The organism is Paraglaciecola aquimarina (genome assembly GCF_032464635.1).
GTDB classification, from domain to species: Bacteria; Pseudomonadota; Gammaproteobacteria; order Enterobacterales; family Alteromonadaceae; genus Paraglaciecola; species Paraglaciecola aquimarina.
The window spans coordinates 3,343,990-3,361,619 of record NZ_JAWDIO010000002.1 but is presented as its reverse complement, the minus strand read 5'-3'; the positions used below and the strand labels follow the sequence as shown (position 1 = coordinate 3,361,619).

12 protein-coding genes and 5 pseudogenes are annotated in these 17,630 nt (G+C 41.6%); 11 read left to right on the top strand and 6 right to left on the bottom strand.

Features of this window, described 5'->3' with window-relative positions; genetic code table 11:
* Window positions 1–8: 8 nt before the first annotated feature.
* Window positions 9–1,148: an efflux RND transporter periplasmic adaptor subunit gene (locus RS130_RS16675; RefSeq protein WP_428982795.1), complete on the bottom strand. Its 1,140-nt coding sequence runs from the start codon at window positions 1,146–1,148 to the stop codon at window positions 9–11.
* A gap of 282 nt (window positions 1,149–1,430) precedes the next feature.
* On the opposite strand from RS130_RS16675, the gene RS130_RS16670 reads away from it, so the two are divergent.
* Window positions 1,431–1,874, top strand: coding sequence for a YaiI/YqxD family protein (locus RS130_RS16670; RefSeq protein ID WP_316026865.1), 444 nt, complete (start codon window positions 1,431–1,433; stop codon window positions 1,872–1,874).
* 76 nt (window positions 1,875–1,950) lie between these two features.
* On the opposite strand, the pseudogene nhaD reads toward RS130_RS16670, so the two are convergent.
* The 4 genes and pseudogenes from nhaD to rne form a co-directional block, all read right to left on the bottom strand.
* A pseudogene (nhaD, locus tag RS130_RS16665) lies at window positions 1,951–3,191 on the bottom strand (sodium:proton antiporter NhaD).
* Between the two features lie 108 nt (window positions 3,192–3,299).
* Window positions 3,300–4,633 (bottom strand): annotated as a pseudogene (locus RS130_RS16660) (DEAD/DEAH box helicase).
* A 149-nt stretch (window positions 4,634–4,782) separates the two neighbouring features.
* On the bottom strand, window positions 4,783–5,361 hold the full coding sequence (locus RS130_RS16655) for a nucleotidyltransferase family protein (RefSeq protein ID WP_316026864.1): 579 nt from the start codon (window positions 5,359–5,361) through the stop codon (window positions 4,783–4,785).
* A 127-nt stretch (window positions 5,362–5,488) separates the two neighbouring features.
* Window positions 5,489–8,536 (bottom strand): ribonuclease E, encoded by a 3,048-nt coding sequence (rne, locus tag RS130_RS16650; protein ID WP_316028085.1) that lies wholly within the window; start codon window positions 8,534–8,536, stop codon window positions 5,489–5,491.
* Between the two features lie 583 nt (window positions 8,537–9,119).
* Between rne and rluC the strand changes: the two genes are divergently transcribed.
* Both rluC and RS130_RS16640 read left to right on the top strand, forming a co-directional pair.
* Window positions 9,120–10,073: a 23S rRNA pseudouridine(955/2504/2580) synthase RluC gene (gene rluC / locus RS130_RS16645; RefSeq protein WP_316026863.1), complete on the top strand. Its 954-nt coding sequence runs from the start codon at window positions 9,120–9,122 to the stop codon at window positions 10,071–10,073.
* Window positions 10,063–10,704: an HAD family hydrolase gene (locus RS130_RS16640; protein WP_316026862.1), complete on the top strand. Its 642-nt coding sequence runs from the start codon at window positions 10,063–10,065 to the stop codon at window positions 10,702–10,704. Before rluC ends, RS130_RS16640 begins: the two co-directional genes overlap by 11 nt.
* On the opposite strand, the gene RS130_RS16635 is transcribed toward RS130_RS16640, so the two are convergent.
* Window positions 10,690–11,292, bottom strand: a complete 603-nt coding sequence (locus RS130_RS16635) for a Maf family protein (protein ID WP_316026861.1) — start codon at window positions 11,290–11,292, stop codon at window positions 10,690–10,692. The genes RS130_RS16640 and RS130_RS16635 overlap by 15 nt on opposite strands.
* Window positions 11,293–11,426: 134 nt before the next feature.
* Here RS130_RS16635 and yceD point away from each other — a divergent pair, with 134 nt between their 5' ends.
* The 8 genes and pseudogenes from yceD (at window position 11,427) to fabF (ending at window position 17,576) form a co-directional block, all read left to right on the top strand.
* Window positions 11,427–11,954 (top strand): 23S rRNA accumulation protein YceD, encoded by a 528-nt coding sequence (gene yceD, locus RS130_RS16630; RefSeq protein ID WP_316026860.1) that lies wholly within the window; start codon window positions 11,427–11,429, stop codon window positions 11,952–11,954.
* 10 nt (window positions 11,955–11,964) lie between these two features.
* The gene (gene rpmF, locus RS130_RS16625; protein WP_158968804.1) at window positions 11,965–12,135 is read left to right on the top strand and encodes a 50S ribosomal protein L32; all 171 of its coding nucleotides are present in this window, start codon (window positions 11,965–11,967) and stop codon (window positions 12,133–12,135) included.
* 18 nt (window positions 12,136–12,153) lie between these two features.
* Window positions 12,154–13,184 (top strand): annotated as a pseudogene (gene plsX / locus RS130_RS16620) (phosphate acyltransferase PlsX).
* Window positions 13,185–14,145 (top strand): annotated as a pseudogene (locus RS130_RS16615) (beta-ketoacyl-ACP synthase III). It abuts the pseudogene before it with no gap.
* 28 nt (window positions 14,146–14,173) lie between these two features.
* Window positions 14,174–15,100, top strand: a pseudogene (fabD, locus tag RS130_RS16610) (ACP S-malonyltransferase).
* Between the two features lie 25 nt (window positions 15,101–15,125).
* Window positions 15,126–15,863 carry a 3-oxoacyl-ACP reductase FabG gene (gene fabG / locus RS130_RS16605; protein ID WP_316026859.1) on the top strand — a complete coding sequence of 246 codons (738 nt, stop codon included), beginning with the start codon at window positions 15,126–15,128 and terminating at the stop codon, window positions 15,861–15,863.
* A gap of 165 nt (window positions 15,864–16,028) precedes the next feature.
* Window positions 16,029–16,268, top strand: coding sequence for an acyl carrier protein (acpP, locus tag RS130_RS16600; protein WP_316026858.1), 240 nt, complete (start codon window positions 16,029–16,031; stop codon window positions 16,266–16,268).
* Between the two features lie 69 nt (window positions 16,269–16,337).
* Window positions 16,338–17,576, top strand: a complete 1,239-nt coding sequence (gene fabF / locus RS130_RS16595; protein ID WP_316026857.1) for a beta-ketoacyl-ACP synthase II — start codon at window positions 16,338–16,340, stop codon at window positions 17,574–17,576.
* The last annotated feature ends 54 nt before the right edge of the window (window positions 17,577–17,630 follow it).

The window sequence follows — 17,630 nt, the reverse complement described above, 5'->3', positions numbered from 1 at the left end:
CTGACCCCCTAACCTTTAACTAATTGAGAACGAATGTCAGTATTGGAGATAGCTGTTGATTCAAGATTTACGATATCAACAGGCGCTTTATCTCTGAGGTTTTGGTGTCCGGTAATTACCACATGTTCGTTGCCAATGAGGCCGCTTAATACCTCTACATATTCGCCATCCTCGAAACCCACAGTTACGGCTTGCTTAGTCGCAATACCGTCAGAAACGACAAATACGTTAATGCTGTCATCTATGCTCAGTAACGCTCTACGGGGCAATAAAATGGCATTCGAATGGGTGGCATAGTTCAGTTTTACTTGAGCAAACATGCCGGCTTTTAACGTGTTGTTAGGATTAGGTACTCGCAGCGTGACTTTAAACGTACCAGTGTTAGCGTTAATGACCGGACTAATTCGCTCTACAAATGCCTTGTTGTCATGGTTGTTAAACGCAGCTAGATTTAACAAGGCGGGTTGATTTATGTGGACGCTAGACAGTTCTTTTTCGGGTAAATGAACAATACCGTACAACTCTTTTTGTTGAACAATATGGAACATTCTGGCCCTTTGAAATGATTCGGTAAGATTGCCTACTTTAGCGTTGCGCTCGGCAATGTAGCCTGATATTGGAGCAACTATCGTTGCTTCTGTAAGATCTAACTCCGCTAACGATAGGGTGGCTTTGGCTGATTGGTATTGTGCGGTGATCTTATCGTAGGTGTCATCACTCACTAATTTTTTGTTATATACCTTATTGATTTTCGCGAGTTCTTTTTCAATACCGACTAGATTAGCTCTCGCTCTGTCTACATTTAAGTGATAACGCTGTGGCTCGATTTGGGCTAAGACTTGTCCTTTATCTACATAATCTCCTTCCTCCACATATATTTCTTTGATAATGCCAGATGCGCGAGGGACAACAAAGGCTTCTTCTTTGGCTTCTAAGATGGCTGTGGTGGCGTAGTTTGATGAAATACTGCCAGTGCTAAGTTGAGATACTTCAACGGGTACCGCGATGATGACATCATCTTGGTTATTCTCGGTAATTGCCTCTGCTTCACCGCAACCTGTTAAGAAGATAGCTGTTAACAATATGACGCTTATATGCAGCATATTGCTGTGTATTTTGTTTAATCTGCTTGTTGTTATGTATTCCATTGTTTTACCCTAAGCCTAAAATTAATATGCTAATGCGTGTGTACTAAACACCTTCAGCATTCACTGTGCCAGATGAAAAATACCTATATAAAACAAAAGCATAGAAACTAAATCTAGCGCGACATTAAGAATTTAATTGAGGTGTGTAGCGAAATTCGCTAAGTCTTAGCATAAATGACGAACTAAGTGGCAAGATGGTTCATTTATATCCCTAGTAAATATCTGATAGACTTTGTATTGAATGTATTTGTGGGTAGTCCCACGTAAAAAGTTGGATGAGTTATGAAAATTTGGGTAGACGCTGATGCTTGTCCAGTCGTGATCAAAGACATACTATTTAGAGCAGCACAGCGTAAAAAAATAGAAACGATATTTGTGGCGAACCAATATATTCGTACGCCGGCGTCTAATTATATTCGTTCACAGCAAGTGAGCGCGGGATTTGACGTGGCTGATGATGAAATTGTTAAGCAAACTGAAGTGAATGATTTAGTGATAACTAGTGATATTCCGCTGGCGGCTGAAGTGATAGAGAAGGGAGCGTTAGCCTTAAGTTCCAGAGGTGAATTATTCACTAAAGAAAATATCCGTTCTCGTTTAAATATTCGAGATTTTATGGATACTATGCGGGCCAGTGGCGAGCAGTCTGGTGGTCCACCTCCTCTGAATCAAAAAGATCGACAAAATTTTTCAAATCACCTTGATCGAATATTAGCCAAATATTAGTTGAGAATAGATGGGTCGTTCCATTACCAATATGAATGGGTAAATAAATCATAGAACGACCAATTGCTAGGAGCAGTTAAATAAAGTTAGCTAAGGTTAATACCAAGATGTAACCAACAGTATAAGCCAGTAATAATAACAAACCATATTTCGCATAACGCCCAAAAGTGAGACCAGGTACCTTACTCATGGTGACGATCCCGGCTGCAGAACCAATTACCAGCAGTGAGCCACCGACACCCACAGCGTAGGTTAATCCTAACCAAGATGCCAAATCCATGGAAATATCTGTTTTCAATAGTGCTGCAGTTAAGGGCACATTGTCGACCGCAGCAGAAGTAATGCCCATTATATAATTGGCATAAATTGGTGGAAGATGCTGATACAACTGCAGTAAAAACTCTAGTGCATGAATTTGTTCCAACATACCAACCAGCAATAATACGCCTAAGAAAAACAATAAGGTATCAAATTCAATGTAACGAATGTATTCAATAATAGGATCGCGGTCGTCATCGTCGTTGCAGATTTTAGCAAAAATAAACATCACCGCTAAGCCTGCGAGAAAACTCAAAACGGGGGAATTTCAAACAGCACATTGCCCACAATAGTGAGTAGAATGGTGCTTAAAAATATCGCAGCAATTCCGTAGTCTAACTTGCGTATATCTTTCTTTTGTTTCTTAATTCTTACTCTACCGTTCATTCCAAAACTTAGTAATGCTGCCAATACTAAAACCGCAGCAAATGCAGGTAATGATAGCCACAATAAATTTAAGATACTGACTTTGTCGGCTAAAAATATCATTAAAGTGGTGACGTCACCTGTGATGAGTGCAACTCCTCCGGAGTTAACCGCAAACACCACCATGATGGCAAAACGCATTGTTTTATTTGGCGGTAAAGACAAAGAGAGTATTAACGCCACAGATACTAAAGTGGCGGTAATGTTGTCTGCTAAAGACGAAAATATAAAGCTAAATATTGCGGTAAAAAACAGTAGCTTTCGCTCACTGATGGACTCTGGCATAGCGCGGTGCAGTAAATTGGCGATTAACCCTTTTTTATTTAGATAGGCCACAAAAGTCATGGCCGCTACTAAAAATAACCACAAAGACGATATGTCGGCCAAATTTTCTTTTAAGTGGTGGTCAATTATGTCTCGCTCGGCGCTTGTTGAGGAAAAGACGAATAATGTGATCCATGATAACGTGCCAAAAAGTAGGGTGATTTTTGCTTTGTTGATATGAATAACTTCTTCGAAGATTACGCCAATCAAAGCTAAAACGGCAAAGCCAATTAAAAAGTAATGTAACAGCATAGAAATGGGAATGTTTAAGTATGAAATTTCCGGCGATTTTATGCATTAATCGCCAGAATTCAAGTCGCTGTTTATATCAAAATAACCTACGTAATTTTGTTGCCGCTAAGCTTGTGAATTAGAGTTGGTATTATGTCGTTTAGATCGAGTAGGTCGATTGGATGGACGACCGTTATTGGAATTTGGGCGAGATTTTGCACCAGCGTTTTGCTCGCTCCCTTGCCTTGCCCCACGTTGATTTGGTTTCGGCTTTTTAGGTTTAGGCGCTTTAATTGGTCGCATGTCTAGGCGTGACTCTGGTAACGGCTGTGAAGGTTCAAAGCCGGCTATGGTTTTGCGCTGAATGACTTGCTTGGTCAGCCGTTCAATGTCCACCAATTGCTTAAATTCTTCTAGGGTTACCATAGATATCGCTTGCCCCGTTGCGCCGGCGCGTCCGGTTCGCCCGATCCTATGTACATAATCTTCTGCAACATTAGGTAAGTCATAGTTGACTACCTGTGGAAGTTGATCAATATCGATCCCTCGTGCCGCAATGTCGGTAGCAATCAGTGCTTTCACTTTGCCTTGTTTAAAGTCAGCCAGTGCTTTCGTTCGCGCTCCTGGCTTTTGTTGCCGTGAATAGCAGCTGAGGTAATACCTCTGGCTTCCAATTGCTTAACAATACGATTCGCCCCATGTTTAGTCCGGCTAAATACCAATACTTGTTGCCAATCATTGTCTTTTATCAAGCGGGTTAGGATTGCTGACTTCTGGCTTTTATCAACTGGATAAACCCACTGCTCAACTAAATCAACTGTTGTGTTAGCAGGCGATACTGAAACCTCTACAGGGTTATTCACTAACCCTTTGGCCAGTTTACGAATATCATCGGAGAAGGTGGCAGAGAACATCAAGTTTTGACGCTTCTGAGGGAGAAGTTTTAGTATTTTCTTAATATCGTGAATAAAGCCCATATCTAACATCCGATCGGCTTCGTCTAATACCAAAATTTCTAAATCACTGAACCTCACGGCGCCTTGATTATATAGGTCTAATAAACGACCGGGCGTAGCGACTAAAATATCTGCGCCTTTTCTAAGCTTGAGCATTTGTGGGTTAATGCCCACACCACCAAATACTACTGCTGACTTTAACGGTAAGTCACGGCCATAAGTTTGCACGCTTTCTGCTACTTGGGCTGCTAACTCGCGGGTAGGCGTTAAAATTAGCGCACGGGCTTGATTAGATTTTGCCGCTGTGCCTTTGTTTAACATATGTAATATAGGCAAGGTAAAGCCAGCTGTTTTGCCCGTACCGGTCTGAGCCGCTGCCATAACGTCCTTGCCTTCTAATACGGCAGGGATAGCTTGTGCTTGGATAGGAGATGGGGTGGTGTAACCTTTTGCGGTAACTGCAGACAATATTTCAGGGGATAAGCCTAAATCGGCAAAACTCATAGATAGCTCTCAAAATAACAATAAATAAAGCGACTAAAAATTAATCGCGGGCGCGGGAGGATACAGGATATTGTTAATAACTACCAGAGATACTCAGTGCCTATTCATAAACATTCGTTTGTGATCTTGCCACTTTAGGTTATTCAACGTCAATTTGTTAGTAATTGGGGCCAAGTGTGAAGCCATTTCTTGGTGGCAATCCTGTGCTCAAATATTGGCTTATCGCAAGCTGGATTGTGGGTCAGCGTGAGATCAAACAACCGGGCTATGCCAAAAGCTGATACCACTTCTATGTCATCATTTGAGGCTAAACGTACCGCCACAGCGGTTTCTTTTTCGGGCCAGTGAGCGATGGCATCGATTATATCTGAGTATGGGGCGTCGTTATTGGGAATATGCATAAAGGCTTGGTTCTTTACTTGCCAGTTTACGTTGGGAACGAGCTTACTAAGCTGCTCTTTGTATGTCTGCTCTGTACGTTTGACCCCAGTGAGGCTGTGACCGTTGCTCGTGGTGTTTGCTGCTGGTTCGAAATAGATAACATCAATGTCATTGAGGGGAGTGTGGGTATTGTGCTTATGATCCCAAACCATATTTCGCACAAACCCAGCGGCTATGTAAGCCGAAGGTAAGTTTATCTGTTGTAAGCTGTATAACGCGTTTAAGCGAAACTTATCATTCTGAAGTAGTTGAATCAGTTGTTTGGTCGCTTCAGACTCGAGCATCATATTAATACTCAGGTTGGTCTTAGTAGGCTTGCAATATAGCTCTTGATTGGTAATTTGGCTTGATACAAAAATGCCGCAAAGGTTTGCCCTTTGCGGCATAGTAATAATATTAAACCTTATGGTTTAATTAAGCATCAGAGCCGGGACGAAATGCCGGAGCATTTGCCTTATTGCTAGCACTTAAGAATGCTGCCGTTTTGGCTGAACGTTTTAGTTCAGGTCGAGCGTCATCGCTTAAAGAACCAATATTGAGTTCAACGAATGCTTCATCTATTGTGGCTGGCTTGGTCATAGGGGCAGATGCTGATTTTTTCTGCTCTGACTTGTCAGCGACTTTCAAAGATGTCACTTTCTTATTGCGACTTTTCGTTGGCGCTTTTTTAGCTTTTGCAAAAGTTACGTCCTCTGACTCTACAACAGTTGTTTCAATTGTTGTCTTGTCAGATGCTTCCACCGCTGATTCAACTGGCTTAGTTTCATCAATTACCACATCAGCTGTCTTCGCCATCTCGACTGGCTCTACAGCTGTTTTATCAGGTTCAACCTTTTGGTCCACCGGAGTGGCTATTATCGATTCAGCTTCTACAGTCGTTTCTGTTTTTACTACTTCTTCAGTCGTTACCACAGCTCCAACTTCTTCAGTTGCCACCTTGTCTGTGTTTTCTGACGTAGTATCAACCGTTGTTACTTGTTCTGCTGGAGTTGTTGAGCCAACCGACGCTGCAGCGGTTTCGTTTGTTACTGCTTCATTAGTATCTGGTGTTAACGCTAACGCAACCTGCTGTGGTGCGTCATCTGCGGTAGCCGTTGATTTCTTGCTCGTTACAGGCGTTGGTTCGTCAAACTGAAGCTCATCTTGTTTAGCATTCGTTGTAGCCGCTGTTTGAGCGTTTTCTTGCTCATTGCTTTCTCTACGACGTTTTTGCCCAGCGGAGCGAATGTGCCTAGGTGAACGGCGACTACGTGTACGTTGCCCTTCATCTTCTTTGGTTGCTTCACTCTTAGATGTACCTTCTACTTGATTTTGCGCTTGCTGGCCATTGTCTGTTACTTCTTTTGATTGCGCAGATTGAGGCGTTTTTGCTTGCACAGCAGCTGCTTCTTTTTTGTTTACCACAGGCTGTTGCGTAGGGGCATTATTCTGCGCTGTAGTGTTAGCTGTTTCAGTTTGTTCTGGCTTATCAGCTTCTACGCGAACACTACGACGATTGTCTCGGCGTTTGCGACGTTCAGCTACTTGTTCCTTTTTCTTCGGAGCAGGCTTAGCTTGCTTGTCTGTTTGCTCTAACGGTGCTTTCTCGTCTTTTCTTGGTTTACGATTATCATTCTTAGGTTTGCGCTCTTTACGCTTACCTGCTTGCTCGTTACGCTCTTTGTTGTCGTAATTTTTAGCATTGCGCTTATTGCGGTCAGGACGACCATTTTTATTGCGACGTTGATTCGAACCTTGATTACGAGTGTGAGTAGTTTTCTTAGGTACTTCTTTCTCTTCACTTGCAAATAAACCGCTAAACCATTTTCCTAACTTATCAAACAAGCTTTCATTGCTCGCAGTTTGCGCAGCAGCTGCCGCTACTTTTTGCTTACTGTTAGGTACAATTAAACTCTGTAGCGCTGGTTGTTCTTTTGGCGCCGCAGGAGCAATGGTTTTATCAGTGATGGTTTCTTCCATTTCGATGAGCGGCATCTTGTAGCTCATTTCCTGTGCTGTATCGTCAGGACGTCTACGAGAAATACTATAATGAGGCGTTTCCATATTAGGATTAGGAATAATCATTAACTGTACAGCGTGACGTTTCTCAACACTTTGTACTGAACGACGTTTTTCGTTTAACAAGTATGTGGCTACATTGACTGGTAACTGGGCTTCAATTTGCCCTGTGTTATCCTTGATACTCTCTTCTTCCATGATACGTAAAACTGATAACGCTAATGATTCTGTACCACGAACTGTGCCATGGCCACTGCATCGTGGGCAGACATTGTGCGCTGAATCGCCTAACGAAGGACGTAAGCGTTGGCGAGACATTTCTAACAGCCCAAAACGAGATATACGCCCAAGTTGAACTCTAGCTCTATCGCCACGGACGGCGTCTTTCATGCGGTTTTCAACTTCACGTTGATGACGTACAGGCGTCATATCAATAAAGTCGATAACCACTAAACCACCCAAGTCACGTAAACGCAATTGTCTTGCAATTTCGTCGGCGGCTTCTAGGTTAGTGTTAAACGCGGTTTCTTCGATATCACTGCCTTTGGTAGCCCGAGCCGAGTTGATATCAATAGAAGTTAGTGCCTCAGTAGGGTCAATTACAATTGAGCCACCAGATGGAAGTCTAACTTCACGTTGGAAAGCAGATTCAATCTGGCTTTCTATTTGATAATGGCTAAATAATGGGACATCGCCTCGATAAAGCTTAACGCGGTTAGCGTAGTCTGGGCGCATTTGTTCAACGTGCTTTAAGGCACGTTCGTGAACACTGCTTTTGTCTACTAAAATTTCTCCGATATCGCGTCTTAGGTAGTCACGTATCGCTCTGACTACTACGTCACTTTCTTGGTGGATTAAGAAAGGAGCAGGGCGAGAATCTGCCATTTCAGTGATACGTCCCCAACCTGAGACTAAGTATTCTAAATCATAGGCAAGTTCTTCAGCAGACTTCCCAACGCCCGCGGTACGCACGATCAAGCCCATGCCATTCGGTAGGTCTAACCCACTTAAGGCCGCTTTTAAGTCCGTACGCTCGTCTCCTTCGATCCGACGAGAAATACCGCCAGCTCTTGGATTATTGGGCATTAAAACTAGGTAGCTTCCTGCCAAACTGATAAAGGTAGTAAGGGCTGCGCCTTTTTGGCCACGCTCTTCTTTATCTATTTGGATAATGACTTCTTGGCCTTCTTTAATCACTTCTTTGATACTAGGGCGGCCTTCGAATTTATAACCTTGAGGGAAGTAAGTTCTGGCAATTTCTTTAAGAGGTAAGAAACCGTGACGTTCGGCACCATAATCAACGAAAGCAGCCTCTAGGCTAGGCTCAACGCGGGTTATTGTACCTTTGTAGATATTGGCTTTTTTTTGTTCATGTCCAGGACTTTCGATGTCTAGGTCATACAATTTCTGGCCATCTACAAGAGCTACGCGCAATTCTTCTTGTTGCGTAGCATTGATTAACATTCTTTTCATTCTTGTTAGCTCGGTATTGTACCGATCATCACAAAGTAAAGAACTACATAGTGATTAGACAATAATTATATGCAGCCTCACGACTGTATGCTTAAAATTAAGTTTTGCGTCACAAGCGTTATTTCATTAATTATTTAATGTATTGTTTTTTAACACTTTATCCATACTTTATGGACACCAAACCAGACGTTGGTATTGGTTTACTTATTTTCTTCTTTAAAACTTATCAGTATTCGAATCAACGACAACGTATTATATGGCATGTCAGTCGTTCAAATATCTTGTCAATTCAATCGTAATCTTTACATCTTGTGCGAACGGTCATTATTTATGTCGCTGATGTAATGGTTCTGTTTTACCTTGGCTGAGAAAAGTTACTCACTTCACAGTTGGTTTGCATATACTTTTTCGATTATAGGTCGGTATTGCTTGCAGAACGAATTAATCTATCTTTGTTTTATTTCACATACACTATGTGATAAAACCGCCGCATTATCACATTAAATAACTAATACTGGCAAGATATTAAATTTATACACGACTTCTTTTACATTTCAGTTAGAATACGCGCCCTATGATAGATAATACATTTCAAAAAGTTCAATTTATAACGGTCGAACCTGAGCTCGAAGGGCAGAGGATTGATAATTTTTTACGCACCTTATTAAAAGGAGTACCGAAAAGCCTCATTTATCGCATTTTACGTAAAGGAGAAGTGCGGGTAAATAAGAAGCGGGTCAAGCCTGAATACAAACTAATGGCCCATGACGAACTTCGTATTCCTCCGGTTAGAGTGTCAGAACCAACAGACCTACCATCGACTAATTTGGACAAAGTAGCTAGCTTAGAAAATAGTATTTTGTTTGAAGATGAGTGTTTAATTGTATTAAACAAGCCGTCGGGTACCGCAGTGCATGGCGGTAGTGGATTGAGTTTTGGTGTAATAGAAGCTTTTCGAGCACTACGCCCTCAGCAAAAATTTCTAGAATTGGTGCATAGATTAGATCGCGATACGTCCGGCTGTTTAATCATCGCTAAAAAAAGGTCGGCGTTAAAACACTTGCATCAGCAATTAATTGATAAAAAAGTAGATAAACGATATCAAGCGCTAGTGGTAGGTGAATGGCCAGCTAACCGGTTTAAAGTAAAAGCTCCGTTATTAAAAAATACCCTTAAATCAGGGGAAAGAGTCGTGTTAGTTAATGAAGAGGGAAAACCTTCTGAAACACGTTATCGCATTTTAGAAGTGTTTAAAGGAGCGACCTTAGTCGAAGCCTCACCAATTACCGGTCGAACCCATCAAATTAGAGTACATTGTTTACACGCCGATCACCCCATTGCTTGTGACAATCGATATGGTGACAAATCGTTTGACGAAAGAATGGGGCGTCTTGGTTTAAAACGTTTATTCTTACATGCCCATTCGTTAGCTTTCCAGCACCCTATTACAAATGAGCGAGTCAGCTTTAAAGCTAACTTAGAACCAAGTTTAATCAGTGTACTTAAAAGGTTAAGAAGTGAAGTATAAAGCGATAATTTTTGATTGGGACGGCACGTTGATGGACTCCATCGGTAAGATTGTTGAGACGATGCAAAGCAGCGCAAAGGAACTCGGGTTTCCGGTCCCAGATTATGAGCAAGCAAAAAATGTAATCGGTCTCAGCTTATTGCCGGCGTTGCAGACATTATTTAACGTTGATGATGAGAAAGTGGCAATGGCGCTTTTTCATACTTATAAAGCGCAGTTTAAAGCGCATCTACAAATTAGTAGTCCTCTATTTGAAGGGGCGCTAGCGTTATTAGAAGAATTAACACGGCGAGGCTATATACTGGCTGTTGCGACAGGAAAGGCTCGTCAAGGGTTAGAGCATAATTGGTTGCATTCTAAAACCGAGCATTTCTTTAGTGCATCACGGACAGCGGATGATGCCCAGAGTAAACCTTCTCCGGATATGCTTGAACAACTATTGAAGGAACTGGCATTGCCAGTAGAACAAGTACTAATGGTAGGCGATACAACCTATGACATGGCTATGGCCGAAGCCATAAATATGGATCGTATCGGCGTTAGTTTTGGCGTACATAGTGCACAAGAGCTGAGTAAACATAAGCCTTTAGCCGTGATCGATTCTTTACAAGAGCTGTTATTGCATGTCTGAGTTTTGCATATAATCAAATAAATCTACGGACAGGTTTTTAAACATACCGATTAAAGCGATTAAAGGTAAGCCCATTAAGGTGTTGGGATCTCGGCCAGACAGTGAGTCAAACAAGGCAATGCCTAATCCTTCACTTTTAAAACTGCCAGCGCAGTTATAAGGCTGTTCAATATTTAAGTAAATGCTTATTTGTTTTTCTGTTAGAGGTTTAAATTTTACCTCAAATAATTCCACTAAAAATTCAAGTTGATTGGTACTGTGATTGGCGAGGCATAATCCAGTATGAAATGTGACAGTTTGATCACTCATCATCAACAGTTGCGATTTAGCCTTTTGAAAGTTACCCGGTTTTCCTAATGTTTGCCCATTGCAGCTGGCTAATTGATCAGATCCTATAACGTAGTGGGTGGGTTTTAATTTACTGATAGCTTGTGCTTTATTGATCGCTAATCGCAATACTTGGTCATTTATCGATTCATTGTTAATAGCGGATTCATCTATCTCGGGAGATATTGCGTCAAAAGGAATGCACAATTTTTTGAGAATGGTTTTTCTATATTCAGAACTGGATGCCAAAGTGAGTTTCATATAAGAAAGCTATGATTATGATTAAAGACCTAAATGAAAACATATCTACCTTTATATAACCATGGACGAATTAAAAATAAATTGCTTATATTTTCTTTGACTAACCCACGACAAATCTATATTATTCGCGCGCTATGCAGAAAGTGAAATTACCCAAGCAGGTTGATCCTGTCAAAAGTGCGACAAAACGTTCCGATTATCGGGGCATTGTGGCAACTTCTGAAATGCCAAGATTGCTTGAGGTAGTAGTTGATATTGCTGATCAAATTGATGTTGAAATTAAGTTTTCAAAAGACGAGCAGGGTCTTACTTATTTTCAAGGTCATATGGCATGTTTGGCGTCGCTTCGCTGTGAAAGATGTAACCAAGCTTATGAACATCAAATTGATGTTTCTTTTTGTTTCAGTCCAGTGCAGAGTTCTGAGCCAGAAGAGAGTGATGAGTTACCGGAGGTTTATGAACCGGTAGAGGTCGATGACCACGGAGAGATCAATTTATTTCAAGTACTTGAAGACGAACTGATTTTATCATTGCCGATTGTAGCCCTTCATGCAGAGGAGGACTGTGGTCAAAAGCGCGATAAAATGAGCTTTGGAAAAATTGAACCGGCTGATGAACGTCCAAACCCGTTCGCGGTTTTGAAAGAACTTAAGCGAGACTAGGAGTAAAGTAATGGCTGTACAGAAGAGTAAAAAAGCTCGTTCAAAACGTGGTATGCGTCGTTCACACGATGCACTTGGTACTACGACTTTGTCTGTAGATTCAACGTCAGGTGAGACACATGTTCGTCATCATGTGACCGCTGATGGTTACTATAAAGGCAAAAAAGTTTTATCTCTTTAATTATTGAGAGATAGATCTTTGAGTCATCTAACCATAGCGTTAGATATCATGGGGGGCGATCACGGCCCCCATATTATTTTACCCGCAGCTAAAAAAGCGCTGCAAGAAAATCCCTATCTACATATAATTCTCTGTGGCAGCAAAAGTGTCATTGCAGAATGGTTGTCACAGCAAGAACAAAACATTCAATCCCGAATTACTTGTGAAGTTTGTTCGCAGACCGTGGCAATGGATGAAGCACCTACCCATGCTTTTAGACACAAAAAAGACTCATCAATGCGCCGAATGTTAGATTTGGTTAGTACTAATAAAGCAGATGCATGTGTTAGCGCTGGAAATACCGGAGCGCTGTTAACTATGGCGTTTTCTGTACTAAAAACGCTGCTAGCAGTATTCACCGGCCAGCTTTAATTTCAAAAGTCCCCACCGCTAATAATAAAAAGGTGTACCTGCTTGATTTGGGCGCAAACGTAAGTTGTGATGTTGACGTGCTATTTCAATATGCATTGATGGGCTCTGTGCTAGCTGCCCAAGTTGCTAATATTAAACAACCCAAGGTCGCATTACTTAACGTGGGTGTTGAAAATATCAAAGGTAACAAAATTGTAAAACAAACCGCTAAGTTATTATCCCAGTCAGAATCCATAAATTATATTGGCTTTGTTGAAGGCAATGATATTTTTACTGAAAAAGCCGATGTTATTGTTACAGATGGTTTTGTCGGAAATATTGCATTAAAATCTTGGGAAGGTTTAGCGAATTTTGTTATTCAAGAAGTTAAAAAAGTATCCCAACGAAACTGGGTAAATAAAACGCTCGCAGCAGTAGCGCTACCTTTGTTAAAGGTAATTTATGCTAAGATGAAACCCGACCAGTATAATGGGGCGAGTCTGATAGGATTGCGCGGAATTGTAGTTAAGAGCCATGGTGACGCGTCTTCAGACGCATTTTTGTACGCTATTCGACAGGCTGTACGTGAAGTCGAAATGCAAGTGCCAACTAAAATTAAAGATAAAATAGAAGCAGTATTAATGGAGCATCACTCATAAATGAATTCCAAAATAATTGGTACAGGTAGTTATTATCCTAGTGATATAAGAACGAATTTTCATTTGGCTGAAATGGTCGACACATCAGATGAATGGATCACCGACCGTACTGGGATAAAAGAAAGGCGAATTATTGGTGAGCATGAAACAGCTGCGACCATGGGCGTAGAAGCCAGTATTAAAGCGCTAGAAGCGGCAGGTATTGACGCTAAATCATTAGACATGATTGTATGCGCAACGACTAGTGGTAGAAACGCATTGCCTAGTACTGCTTGTGAAATTCAAAAAGCGCTAGATTGTGACGGTATTCCCGCCTTTGATGTAGCTGCAGCCTGCGCTGGTTATTGTTATGCGTTAAGTATCGCTGATCAGTATATTAAAACCGGTATGGTAAAGCGCATATTAGTAGTAGGCACAGATTGTTTAAGTCGCTTAGTCAACCCTGAAGATAGAACGATGGTTATCTTATTTGGAGACGCAGCTGGCGCCACGATAATTGAAGCAAGTGAAGAGCCTGAGTATATTGTCAACGCATATTAATGCGGCTGGCTCTTATGGTGACTTGTTAAGAGTGGGTAATCCTAGGCATGGTGACGAGCAGTCAGTTCATGAAAACTGGGGGTCAATGAAAGGCAACGAAGTATTTAAAGTGGCTGTTACTAAATTGAGCGAAGTGGTTGAGCAAACACTTGAAGCCAATAATATGAAAAAGTCTGATTTAGATTGGTTGGTACCTCATCAAGCCAATTTTAGGATCATCAAAGCCACGGCCAAAAAATTGGATATGTCTTTAGATCAAGTAGTATTGACCCTAGAGAAATATGGCAATACGTCAGCAGCTACCGTCCCCACCGCGTTAGATACAGCCATTAGAGATGGCCGAATTAAACGTGGCCAAAACTTATTGTTAGAAGCTTTTGGTGGCGGATTCGCTTGGGCTTCAGCCCTAATAAAATATTAATAGTTAGCAATAGATTTGAGATTAGATTATGAGTAAACAAGCTTGGGTTTTCCCCGGACAGGGCTCCCAGTCATTGGGTATGTTAGAGCAATTGGCTAGCGAGTATCCTCTCGTTATCAGTACCTTTAATTCGGCTAGTGATGTGTTAGGTTACGACCTTTGGGATGTAGTCAACAACAACCAAGAAAAGTTAAACCAAACTGAAGTGACTCAGCCCGCGTTATTGGCTGCTAGTTATGCCATTTTTCAACTCTTGCGTGATGCCAATGTAGCGCTGCCAGCATATATGGCAGGTCATAGTTTGGGAGAGTACTCAGCTCTAGTGTGCGCGGGCGTAATTGATTTTGCCGACGGCATAAAGTTAGTCGAAGCCCGAGGTAAATTTATGCAGCAAGCCGTACCGGCAGGAGTGGGTGCGATGTATGCGATAATTGGTTTAGATGATGATAAGGTCATAGCTAGTTGTCAGCAAGCGCAACAAGAAAATAATGAAGTCGTGTCTGCGGTAAACTTTAATTCACCTTAGTCAAGTGGTGATCGCGGGCACCAAAGGTGCCGCCGAAAAAGCTGCGGCATTGTGTAAAGAGCAAGGTGCCAAACGTGCATTACCTTTGCCCGTTAGTGTGCCATCTCATTGTGCACTAATGAAACCGGCTGCCGAACAATTGGCTGATTTACTTGCTAGTATTCAGTTTAGCGCTCCGGTAGTTCCTGTAATAAATAATGTTAATGTCGAGTCGGCTGAAGATCCTGAAGCGATTAAACAAGCGCTAATCGAACAATTGTATAGTCCAGTGCGTTGGACTGAAACGGTTCGCTATTTAGCAGACAACGAGGTTACAACATTGCTAGAAATTGGACCTGGAAAGTACTTACAGGTTTAGTTAAACGTATTGATAAAAGCTTAACAGGTGAAGCTATTAATACTGTTGAAGCGGTAAGTTCACTAAAATAATTATCGATTTTTATAGAGAGAAACTATGTCAAATTTAAATGGCAGCATTGCGCTAGTTACTGGAGCAAGTAGAGGGATTGGCAAGGCAATAGCTGAGCAGTTGGTTGCAGACGGAGCTACAGTGATTGGAACCGCTACATCTGAAAACGGTGCTCAAGCTATTAGCGATTATCTGCAGGATAATGGTGAAGGAAAAGTGTTAAATGTATCTGATCCTGAGTCAATTGACGCACTTATCAAAGAAGTGACAGGTAAACATGGTGCAATAGATATTTTAGTTAATAACGCGGGTATCACTCGAGATAATTTGTTAATGCGTATGAAAGATGACGAATGGCAAGATATAGTGGATACTAACCTGACATCTATTTTTAAAATGTCTAAAGCGGTATTACGTGGCATGATGAAAAAACGCAAAGGTCGCATTATAAATGTGGGCTCAGTGGTAGGTAGTACAGGTAACGCTGGACAAGCCAACTACGCCGCGGCTAAAGCAGGTGTGATTGGTTTTAGTAAATCAATGGCACGGGAAGTCGCGTCAAGAGGGATTACGGTAAACGTGGTCGCGCCTAGGTTTATAGATACTGATATGACAAAATCTTTAACTGCAGAGCAGAAAGAAAGTATTTTCAAAGACATTCCAGCTAACCGTTTAGGCGAACCAAAAGAAATCGCAGCAACGGTAGGTTTTTTAGCTAGTAGTAGTGCAGCTTACATTACTGGTGAAACTATACATGTCAATGGTGGCATGCATATGGGATAATTCACCGATTGGAGGTTACGGCTAACTCTGATCATTTAGAATTAATTTTACATAGCGAGTGGTAAGACCAGATAAAAAGTTGTGTCTCTTGCTTGCAAGGCTACTCTTAGCTGAATACACTACTCGCAAATTTATATCTAGTTACGTTTAAGGATAACTATAATTATGAGCAACATCGAAGAACGCGTTAAAAAAATAATCATCGAACAATTAGGCGTGAAAGAAGAAGAAGTCAAACATGAAGCTTCTTTTGTTGATGACCTAGGAGCAGATTCACTTGATACTGTTGAGTTAGTTATGGCTCTTGAAGAAGAGTTTGATACTGAAATTCCAGATGAAGAAGCAGAGAAAATTACAACTGTACAATCTGCAATAGATTACGTTAACGCGAATAAAGACGCGTAAGGTTTTCTGAAACGGCTCTTTCTGAGCCGTTTTTTTTCTTTATTCTATATTCTATAGTTGGAGTCCAATTTGTCCAAACGTCGCGTTGTTGTGACTGGTCTTGGCATGCTTTCTCCGGTCGGTAATGATGTTAACTCTTCATGGAAAAACATCTTAGCTGGAAAAAGTGGTATAGCGCCAATTACCTCTTTTGATTCAAGTAATTTTTCTACTCAGTTTGCTGGCGAAGTGAAAAACTTCGACGTCTCGCAATACATTCCAAAAAAAGAAACCAAAAAGATGGATAGATTTATCCAACTTGGTATTGCTGCGGGTAAACAGGCTCTAGTTGATTCGGGTTTAGTCGTAACCGAACAAAATGCCTCAAGAATCGGTGTTGCTATTGGTTCTGGTATTGGTGGTTTGGGGTTAATTCAAGAAAACCATGGTCGGATGCTCGAAGGTGGGCCACGAAAAATATCACCATTTTTTGTTCCTTCTACCCTGACGAATATGGTTTCTGGTTTCTTTTCAATTTTTGAAGGGTTGAAAGGTCCAAATCTCAACGTAGTAACCGCCTGTACTACAGGAGCACATAACATTGGTATTGCTGCACGAACTATCGCTTATGGTGATGCCGATGCCATGATTGCTGGGGGCGCTGAGTCAACAGTATGTGAGCTGGGTATTGGTGGCTTTTCCGCTGCACGAGCCTTGTCTACGCGAAATGATGCGCCAGAGAAAGCGAGTCGTCCTTGGGACAAAGACAGAGATGGCTTTGTCTTAGGAGAGGGCGCTGGTGTGATTATGTTGGAAGAGCATGACGCAGCTGTTGCGCGTGGTGCAACCATATATGCTGAACTAGTTGGTTTTGGTATGAGTGGTGATGCATACCACATGACCTCACCACCTAAAGATGGCGAAGGCGCCGCTGCATCAATGGCAAATTCAATTAACGATGCAGGTATACACCCATCTGAAGTCGGTTATGTTAATGCGCACGGTACGTCTACGCCGGCGGGTGATGTAACGGAAGTTGCCGCAGTAAAAAAAGTGTTCGGCGACCATGCCCAAAATATGCTGGTCAGTTCGACCAAATCTATGACCGGTCATTTGTTAGGTGCGGCAGGTTCAGTAGAAGCAATTTTTACCATTTTAGCTTTACGAGACCAAATTGCGCCGCCTACTATAAACTTGGATAATCCAGGAGAAGGCTGCGATTTAGATTTTGTGGCTAATAAGGCTAAAGATAAACAGATGGATTATGCTCTTTGTAATTCTTTCGGCTTTGGTGGAACTAATGGCTCGCTATTGTTTAAAAAGGCCTAATTGAGTACTGCGGATCTATAAACTAGATTGGCTTTATTAAAAGTGATGCAATAT

Coding starts and splice junctions, on each gene's coding strand:
- RS130_RS16655 (WP_316026864.1), bottom strand. CDS start 5,361: ATGATGCTCGAGTCTGAAGCGACCAAACAACTGATTCAACTACTTCAG.
- yceD (WP_316026860.1), top strand. CDS start 11,427: ATGCAGAAAGTGAAATTACCCAAGCAGGTTGATCCTGTCAAAAGTGCG.
- RS130_RS16635 (WP_316026861.1), bottom strand. CDS start 11,292: ATGAAACTCACTTTGGCATCCAGTTCTGAATATAGAAAAACCATTCTC.
- rne (WP_316028085.1), bottom strand. CDS start 8,536: ATGTTAATCAATGCTACGCAACAAGAAGAATTGCGCGTAGCTCTTGTA.
- rluC (WP_316026863.1), top strand. CDS start 9,120: ATGATAGATAATACATTTCAAAAAGTTCAATTTATAACGGTCGAACCT.
- fabG (WP_316026859.1), top strand. CDS start 15,126: ATGTCAAATTTAAATGGCAGCATTGCGCTAGTTACTGGAGCAAGTAGA.
- acpP (WP_316026858.1), top strand. CDS start 16,029: ATGAGCAACATCGAAGAACGCGTTAAAAAAATAATCATCGAACAATTA.
- RS130_RS16670 (WP_316026865.1), top strand. CDS start 1,431: ATGAAAATTTGGGTAGACGCTGATGCTTGTCCAGTCGTGATCAAAGAC.
- rpmF (WP_158968804.1), top strand. CDS start 11,965: ATGGCTGTACAGAAGAGTAAAAAAGCTCGTTCAAAACGTGGTATGCGT.
- RS130_RS16675 (WP_428982795.1), bottom strand. CDS start 1,148: ATGGAATACATAACAACAAGCAGATTAAACAAAATACACAGCAATATG.